This is a genomic window from Comamonas sp., assembly GCF_036666375.1.
Lineage (GTDB): Bacteria > Pseudomonadota > Gammaproteobacteria > Burkholderiales > Burkholderiaceae_C > Comamonas.
The window spans coordinates 2,704-10,969 of record NZ_JAVWWA010000136.1 but is presented as its reverse complement, the minus strand read 5'-3'; the positions used below and the strand labels follow the sequence as shown (position 1 = coordinate 10,969).

At 66.1% G+C, this 8,266-nt stretch carries 9 protein-coding genes and 1 pseudogene; 6 read left to right on the top strand and 4 right to left on the bottom strand.

The genetic code is table 11. From position 1 onward, the window contains the following. From RR928_RS22385 to RR928_RS22370, 4 genes and pseudogenes are all read left to right on the top strand, one after another. Positions 1-572 (top strand): annotated as a pseudogene (locus RR928_RS22385) (ABC transporter substrate-binding protein); the annotation flags it as partial. An 84-nt stretch (positions 573-656) separates the two neighbouring features. Beyond that, entirely contained in the window at positions 657-1,493 is an 837-nt protein-coding gene (locus RR928_RS22380) for an ABC transporter ATP-binding protein (RefSeq protein WP_332534802.1), read from the top strand. A gap of 141 nt (positions 1,494-1,634) precedes the next feature. After that, positions 1,635-2,882, top strand: coding sequence for a phenylacetate--CoA ligase family protein (locus RR928_RS22375; RefSeq protein WP_332534801.1), 1,248 nt, complete (start codon positions 1,635-1,637; stop codon positions 2,880-2,882). A 120-nt stretch (positions 2,883-3,002) separates the two neighbouring features. After that, positions 3,003-3,992: a tripartite tricarboxylate transporter substrate-binding protein gene (locus RR928_RS22370; protein WP_332534799.1), complete on the top strand. Its 990-nt coding sequence runs from the start codon at positions 3,003-3,005 to the stop codon at positions 3,990-3,992. 110 nt (positions 3,993-4,102) lie between these two features. Here RR928_RS22370 and RR928_RS22365 read toward each other — a convergent pair whose 3' ends face one another. From RR928_RS22365 to RR928_RS22355, 3 genes are all read right to left on the bottom strand, one after another. Beyond that, entirely contained in the window at positions 4,103-4,447 is a 345-nt protein-coding gene (locus RR928_RS22365; protein ID WP_332548105.1) for a DUF1840 domain-containing protein, read from the bottom strand. Further along, a complete protein-coding gene (locus RR928_RS22360; protein ID WP_332548104.1) occupies positions 4,408-5,718 on the bottom strand; it encodes a class I SAM-dependent methyltransferase in 1,311 nt (436 codons plus the stop codon). Before RR928_RS22360 ends, RR928_RS22365 begins: the two co-directional genes overlap by 40 nt. 92 nt (positions 5,719-5,810) lie before the next feature. Beyond that, the gene (locus RR928_RS22355) at positions 5,811-6,425 is read right to left on the bottom strand and encodes a hypothetical protein (RefSeq protein WP_332534815.1); all 615 of its coding nucleotides are present in this window, start codon (positions 6,423-6,425) and stop codon (positions 5,811-5,813) included. A gap of 31 nt (positions 6,426-6,456) precedes the next feature. On the opposite strand from RR928_RS22355, the gene RR928_RS22350 reads away from it, so the two are divergent. After that, the gene (locus tag RR928_RS22350; RefSeq protein ID WP_332548103.1) at positions 6,457-7,659 is read left to right on the top strand and encodes an aminopeptidase; all 1,203 of its coding nucleotides are present in this window, start codon (positions 6,457-6,459) and stop codon (positions 7,657-7,659) included. Here RR928_RS22350 and RR928_RS22345 read toward each other — a convergent pair. Further along, positions 7,640-7,894, bottom strand: a complete 255-nt coding sequence (locus RR928_RS22345) for an acyl-CoA-binding protein (RefSeq protein WP_332684316.1) — start codon at positions 7,892-7,894, stop codon at positions 7,640-7,642. The two genes, RR928_RS22350 and RR928_RS22345, sit on opposite strands and share 20 nt — an antisense overlap. 91 nt (positions 7,895-7,985) lie before the next feature. On the opposite strand from RR928_RS22345, the gene RR928_RS22340 reads away from it, so the two are divergent. Continuing rightward, positions 7,986-8,266: polyhydroxyalkanoic acid system family protein (locus RR928_RS22340; protein ID WP_332548102.1), on the top strand; the 281-nt coding region annotated here is incomplete at its 3' end.

The window sequence follows — 8,266 nt, the reverse complement described above, 5'->3', positions numbered from 1 at the left end:
CAACCAACTTCGCGCGCGACAAGATCTACGCGATCTGGTGGGCCGGCTCGGACCACGACGTGAAGGACATCGGTGCCGGCGCCAAGGGCTACAACACCGTGACCATCCACAACACGGCCGAGCACGACAAGGTGCATGACGAAGTCAAGAGCGCGGTCTACGACAAGGGCCAGGGCACGGCGTCCAACGCCACCAGCGTAGGCGCCATGGCCCATACCCGCGGCATGGTGATCTCCATGCTGCAGGTCGAGGCGATCCGCACCGCGCAGGAGAAGTACGGCAAGGGCAAGGTCATGTCGCCCGAGCAGGTGCGCTGGGGCCTGGAGAACCTGAACCTGACGCAGGAAAAGCTCAACGCGCTGGGCTTCGGCAAGATCCTGCGCCCCATCCAGACGAGCTGCACCAACCACCTGGGCACCGACTGGTCGCGCATCGCGCAATGGGACGGAGCCAAGTGGACCGTGGTCTCCGACTGGTACCAGGCCGACAAGTCCATGGTCGAGCCGCTGGTCAAGGAGTACGCGGACAAGTACGCCAAGGAAAAGAACGTCACCCCGCGCAGCTGCAACTGATGGCGCTGCGCGCCGGCCAGGCCCTTCATCGCGCCTGGCCGGCGCCCGGGCCCCTTTTTCGATTTCCCCAGCGAGGCTGTTCCCATGTCTGAAACCACCGCCCCCACGCCCGTCGCCACTGCCGAACCGCTGCTTGTGGTCAACGGCATCGAGGTCATCTACAACCATGTGATCCTGGTGCTCAAGGGCGTGTCGCTGCAGGTGCCACGCCAGAGCATCGTCGCGCTGCTCGGCGGCAACGGCGCAGGCAAGACCACGACACTGCGCGCGATCTCCAACCTGCTCAAGGGCGAACGCGGCGAAGTCACCAAGGGCTCGATCGAGCTCGAAGGCGAGCAGATCGCCAACCTCACGCCTTCGGACCTGGTGCGCCGCGGCGTGGTCCAGGTGATGGAAGGCCGGCATTGCTTCGCCCACCTGAGCATCGAGGAAAACCTGCTGACCGGCGCCTACACACGCACCGATGCCGGCGAGATTTCGGCCAACCTCGAGAAGGTCTACAACTATTTTCCGCGCCTCAAGACCCGGCGCCATTCGCAGGCCGCCTACACCTCGGGCGGCGAGCAGCAGATGTGCGCCATCGGCCGCGCGCTGATGAGCAATCCGCGCATGGTGCTGCTGGACGAACCGTCCATGGGCCTGGCGCCGCAGATCGTCGAAGAGGTGTTCAACATCGTCAAGGACCTCAACCACCGCGAGCAGGTCACCTTCCTGCTGGCCGAACAGAACACCAGCATGGCGCTGCGCTACGCGGACTACGGCTACATCATGGAAAGCGGCCGCATCGTGATGGACGGCCCGGCAAGCGATCTCGCCAACAACGAGGACGTCAAGGAGTTCTACCTCGGCATGGGCGGCGGCGAACGCAAGAGCTTCAAGGACGTCAAGAGCTACAAGCGGCGCAAGCGCTGGCTTGCCTGAGCCATGCAGACATCTGCCCAACGCGTCTTTGCATAGAGCGTGGACGTTCATCCTTCGACAGGCTCAGGACGAACGGTTTTCCCCCGTTCGCCCTGTCGAAGGGCCTGCATCTCGCGACCTCCCGTAGCCAAGGAATTCTTCATGACCGACCATTACGACGCGCTGGAAGCGCGCGCCCCCGAAGCCCGCGAACAGGCCTTGATGGCCGCGCTGCCGCGCCAGATCGCGCATGCGCAGCAGGCGTCGCCCGCTTTTGCCGAAATTCTTGCGGGCATAGACGCCGCCGCCGTGACATCGCGCCAGGCCCTGGCCCGGCTGCCCGTGACACGCAAGTCCGAACTGCTGCAACGCCAGCAGGCGCAGCGCGCCGACAATCCGTTCGGCGGTTTCAGCGCGCTGGCTTTCGGCGCGCAGATGCCGCGCGTGTTTTCCAGCCCCGGCGGCATCTACGAGCCCGAAGGCTGCGGCAGCGACTACTGGCGCATGGCGCGTGCCATCCACGCCGCGGGCTTTCGCCCCGGCGAGCTGGTGCACAACAGTTTCAGCTACCACTTCGTGCCCGCGGGCGCGATGATGGAAACCGGCGCCCAGGCCGTGGGCTGCACGGTGTTTGCCGCGGGCACGGGCCAGACCGAGCAGCAGGTGCAGGCGATTGCCGAGCTGCGCCCCGCGGGCTACATAGGCACGCCGAGCTTTCTGCGCATCCTGATAGAAAAAGCACAAAGCCTGGGCCAGCCCCTGCCCAGCCTGCACAAGGCCCTGGTCTCGGGCGAAGCCTTTCCGCCGTCGCTGCGCGACTGGCTGGCCGAGCGCGGCGTCGCCGGCTACCAGTGCTATGCCACGGCCGACCTGGGACTGATCGCCTACGAGACGCCGGCGCGCGAAGGCCTGGTCGTCGACGAGAACGTGATCGTCGAAATCGTGCGCCCCGGCACCAACGACCCCGTGCCCGACGGCGAAGTCGGCGAACTGGTGGTGACCACGCTCAACCCCGGCTATCCGCTGGTGCGCTTCGGCACCGGCGACCTGTCGGCGGTGCTGCCGGGACACTGCCCCACGGGCCGCACCAACATCCGCATCCGCGGCTGGATGGGGCGCGCCGACCAGACGACCAAGGTGCGCGGCATGTTCGTGCACCCGGCCCAGGTCCATCAGGTCGTGCAGCGTTTCGCCCAGGTGCAGCGCGCGCGCCTGGTGGTGCGCGGCGAAATGGCCAACGACTCGATGGAGCTGCTGGTCGAGACCCGGGACAGCGACCCCGCGCTGCTGCGCCAGATCGAGGAATGCGTGCGCGACCTGACCAAGCTGCGCTGCGATGTGCAGCCGCTGGCGCCGGGCGCGTTGCCCAACGACGGCGTGGTCATCGAAGACGCACGCAGCTATCGCTAGGACGATCTGGATCAATTTGCTGGCAATTTTCTTGCGGGTTTTCAGGGAAAACACTTATTTTTCCGCGGGAGCGATTTCGGCATTCGTTCTTATCATGAACGTCCATAAGGAGCCTTATTCATGCAGAAGTTGTTCAAGCTGGCGTCCATCGCCTTGGCCGCCGTTGCCGCCACCGGAGTACAAGCCCAGGACTTCCCCGCCGCAGGCAAGACCATCACCATCGTGGTGCCTTTCACTGCCGGAGGTCCGACCGACCGCGTCGCCCGCGATCTGGCCGATTCGATGCGCAAACACCTGAACAATGCGACGATCGTGATCGACAATTCGGCCGGCGCCGGCAGCGCGATCGGCATCGCCAAGGTGGCTCGCGCCAACCCTGATGGCTACACGCTGCTGCTCAATCACATCGGCATGGCCACCGTGCCCACGCTGTACCGCAAGCTGTCGTTCAACGTGCTCAACGACTTCGAATACCTGGGCATCATCAACGATGTGCCCATGACGCTGATCGGCAAGCCCACGCTGCCCGCCGACAACTACAAGGAGCTGATTGCCTGGATAGGCAAGAACCAGGGCAAGGTCAACCTGGCGAACGCCGGCGTGGGTTCGGCATCGCACCTGTGCGGCCTGATGCTGCAGTCGACGCTCAAGACCGAAATGACGCCCGTGCCTTACAAGGGTGCGGCGCCCGCGATTGCCGACCTGATGGGCAATCAGGTCGATCTGCTGTGCGACCAGACCACCAACACCACGGCGCAGATCGAATCCAAGAAGGTCAAGGCCTATGGCGTGACCACGCCCAAGCGCCTGACCACGCCGGCCCTCAAGGACCTGCCCACGCTGGACGAAAGCGGCCTGAAGAACTTCCAGGTCACGGTCTGGCACGGCCTGTACGCGCCCAAGGGCACGCCCGCGGCCGTGACCAAGAAGGTCAACGAAGCGATGCGCCTGGCGTTGAAGGAACCCGAGTTCATCAAGAAGGAAGAGCAGCTGGGCGCGGTGATCGCCTCCGACGCGCGCACTTCGCCCGAAGGCCACAAGAAGTTCGTGCAATCCGAAATCGAAACCTGGGGCAAGGTCATCAAGGCCGCAGGCGCGTACGCAGACTGATAGCGCGTGGCGCATGAAAAAACCGGCCTGTGGGCCGGTTTTTTTTTGGCTGGAACAATTGCTTGGTCGTCCCAAGGCAAAACGCAGTGGGTGAACGTGGGCGGCCAGGTTCACCAGGTCACATCGCGCCCCTCGGCCGCGCTGCGCTTGAGCATGTCGATGAACGGCGCCGTGCGCTGGCGCAGGCTCACGCCGTCGGCGGCGCCCGCGGGTGCGGCGTCATCTTCATCGCCCTGCGTGCCATCGGCATCGTCCTGCGTCTCGCCGGCGGCGGCGCGGCGCGCTTCCTCTTCAACTACGGCCTGCTCCAGCGCGGCCAGCGCGCCCGGAATCTGCATCGCGGTGATGATGCCCGGGCCGTCGGCGTCCTTGCCGACGATGGCCAGCAGCTTGCGCGCGCTGGCGTCGAGCATGATCAGATCTGCGGTGGCACGGGATTTGAACTTGTAGGGCATGCAATTCCTTCGGTGTACATGTATTCGCGATTGAACGGGTATTCGGACTGGGCGCCAATCAACGCCCCGCTGCCCATCTGGCCGTCGGGACGGGTCACGAGCATCTGGTGCAGCGCGATCCAGCCGCGCTCGAAGCCCATGGCACAGCCGGCCAGGTACAGCCGGTAGGCACGCAGCGCGCGCGCGCCGCGTTCGCCGTCGGTCTGCTGCTCAAGGATACGCTGAGCCTGCGGCAGCTGCGCCTCGAGCGCGTCGGACCAGGCCCATAGCGTGCGTGCGTAATGCGGCCGCAGATTTTCCGTGTCGACCATTTCAAGCCCGCCCTGCGCCAGCGCATGCAACACCTTGCTCACATGCAGCAGCTCGCCGCCGGGAAAGATGTAGCGGCTGATGAACTCGCCCATGCCCGCGCCGACTTCGACATTGTCGACGCCGCCCGAAGTGATGCCATGGAGCAGCGCCAGGCCGCCGGGCCGCAGCAGGCGCTGCACGGTGTCGGCATAGGCGGGCATCTGCGCCAGGCCCACATGCTCGAACATGCCCACTGAGGCAATCTTGTCGAACGGGGTCTCGGGCTGCAGTTCGCGGTAGTCGCGCAGATCCATGCGCACGCGGTCCTGCAGGCCGCGCGCCTGTATCAACTGGTTCACATAGGCATGCTGGTTGCGCGACAGCGTGATGCCCTGGGCCTGCACGCCGTAATGCTCGGCGGCCCACAGCAGCAGCCCGCCCCAGCCCGCGCCTATGTCGAGAAAGCGTTCGCCGGCGCGCAGCTGCAGCTTGCGGCAGATATGGTCGAGCTTGGCTTCCTGGGCCTGGGCCAGCGTCATGTCGGGCCGGCGGTAGTAGGCGCAGGAATAGACGCGCCGCGGGTCCAGCCACAGCGCATAGAAGTCGTCGGACAGGTCGTAGTGGAACTCGATCTGCTCGGCGTCGCGCGCCAGCGTATGCAGCGCCATCGAGCGCGTGCGCGCCATGATCTGCGACCACCAGCTCGACGTGCCGCGCACCGGATCGGACTGCAGCAGGCCCGAGGCCGCGCGCATGATGTCGCGCACCCGCCCTTCGAGCTCGACCTGGCCTTCAACCACGGCCGCGCCCAGCGTGCCTATATGGCCTGCGGCCAGGGCCGCGAGCGGAGCGAGCGAGCGAAACCGCAGCACCACGTCGGTGGGGGTCTTGCCGACCCGCTCACCCGAAGGCAGCTCCACGGCAACGGCCACCGGCAAAGGGGCCAACCGGCCCTCGAGCGTGTGAATCAGATGTTTCATGGCACTGACTATTTTTCGCTTTCATACAAAAGACGGCAATAGCATTGCTCCTGATCCGATGATAGCCCTTGTCCGGCAGACCGACGGCTTTTTTAGCGCTTGCCAATCAGCCGCAGATACGCGTCGCGCGTGGCCGCCGAGACCGAAGTCTGGACCTGTTCGTAGCTGGTCTGGTGGCGTGCGAGCAGGCGCATCGAGGCGACCGTCAACGACTTGCAGAACCAATGGCAGCTGTGCTGCATCAGGAAGATCTCGGCCGTGAGCGTGAAAGCGCGCCGGCGGCGCTCGTCATCGTCCTGGGCCGCGAACACCTGGGCGGCGGCAATGCCGCGCGCATGGATCTTGACCATCTCGCGCATGTCGAAACTGCCCTGGGGGTAGACGCGTTCGATGTAGGGCAGCGCCAGCGGCAAGGTGCTCACGCGCACCTCCTTTTCATCGACCGCGGAGAACTGCTCGGCAAAGCGCTGGAACTGCTCGGCCAGGCTTTTTTCCGTGCCTTCGAGCAGCACCCAGATCTGCGTGCGGCGCTGCAGATCGGTCTCGCCCAACGCGCGCAGGTAACCTTCGATCAGGCTGCCCATGAGTTTCTCGATCTGCAGGCGGCCCAGATGTTCGGCGAGCAGGCGCGTGCGCCGCCGCTGGTCCTGCCGCTTGAGCACATAAACGGCTATGGTGACAATGATTGCCAGCGTAAAGAAGTCCATCGGATCGGGGGAAAACAGCGTGAATGAAGCCATGAGTGTAGTCAGCCCCTGGCGCCAGCGGGGGCAGCAGGCCTGCAAGTGCCTGGCAGCAGGCCTGCTGGCAGCCCTGGTCGGCGGCTGCGCGCTGCCCGATGTGGGCTACTACTGGCAGGGCGCGCGCGGCCAGCTGCAGATGCTGCACGCGGCGCGGCCGGTCGCCGAGTGGCTCGAAGACCCCGGGCTGTCGCCCGCGCTGCGCGCCCAGCTGCAGCTGGCGCAGCGCGCGCGCGACTTCGCGAGCCAGGCGCTGGCCCTGCCCGACAACGCGAGCTACCGCCGCTATGCGGTGCTCGATCGCCCGGCCGCGGTGTGGAATGTCACGGCCGCGCCGCCCGACTCGCTGCAGTTGCACCAATGGTGCTTTCCGGTCGCGGGCTGCGTGGGCTACCGCGGCTACTTCGCGCTCGCCGATGCCCAGGCCCAGGCGCGCCCGCTCGCCCAGCAAGGCCTGGAAGTCCATGTCTACCCCGTGCCCGCGTATTCGACGCTGGGCTGGTTCAATTGGCTGGGCGGCGATCCGCTGCTCGACACCTTCGTGCGCTGGCCCGAAGGCGAACTCGTGGGCCTGCTGTTCCATGAGCTGTCGCACCAGCGCGTCTATCTGGCCGGCGACATGAACTTCAACGAATCGTATGCGACGGCCGTGGAGCGGCTGGGCACGCAGGCCTGGCTGCGGCAGTCGACAAGCGCCGACGCGGCCTCGCCCGCATGGCAGGCCGCACAGCAGCGGCGCGCGCAATTCCGCGCGCTCACGCAGCAGACACGCGAAGCGCTTGAAACGCTTTACGCCGCGCCGCCCGCCGACGCGCTGGCGCCGGCCAAGGCCCGGATACTGCAGGAGTTCAGGGCGCGCTATCAGGCGCTGCGCGCGCAATGGCTGGCATCGCCCGAACTCGCCGCGCGGCCGCAGATGGCAGAACAATCGCTGCAGCGCCTGGACCGCTGGGTCGCCGAGGCCAACAACGCGGCGTTCGGCGCGCTCGCGGCCTATGACCTCTGGGTGCCGGCGTTCACGGCGCTGTTCGCTCAGCAGGCGGGCCAAGCTGCGCCCTGGCCGGCCTTCCACGCCGCGGTCGAGCGACTGGCCCGGCAGCCCGAGGCCGAGCGCCGGCGCACGCTGTGCGCGCTGATGCCCGAGCGCCCCGCGGCCTGCGACGGCGCTGCGGCCGCAACGCTCAGCTCAGCGACTCGATGAGAGCTATGTATTGCTGGCGCGCCGCGTCGCCCTCGGTGCCCTTGAGCTTTTCCCAGGCATCCCACTTGGCGCGGCCCACCATGTCGCTGAAGCTGGGTTTCTTCTCTTCGTTGTCGCCCTGCGTGGCCTGCTTGTACAAGGCATAGATCTTGAGCAGCGTGGCGTTGTCGGGCCGCTCGCTGAGCGTCTTGGATTGGGCCACGGCGGCTTCGAAAGCGGCGTTCAGATCGGACATGCAGGTTGCTCCTTAAAATCAGGGGATGCGATCGGCCCAGTGTAGTCATCGCCGCCCGCCCCCTTCCACACCACTTCACCCGGACTAACCCTTGCCAGACATCCAGCTTTCCCGCACCCACTCGCTGGGCCTGCCCGCGGCCCGCCACCACGCCCAGCGCTGGGGCGAAAAGGCCGCCGAGAAATTCGGCGTGCAATGCGAATACGAATCCGGCGACGCGCAGGACCTGCTGCGCTTCAGCGGCAATGGCGTCGACGGCCGGCTCGTGGTGACCGCCAGCGCGTTCGAACTCGAGGCCGAGCTGGGCTTTCTGGCCGCCATGTTCAAGGACAGCATAGAAGCCAAGCTCAACGCGCAGTTCGACGAACTGCT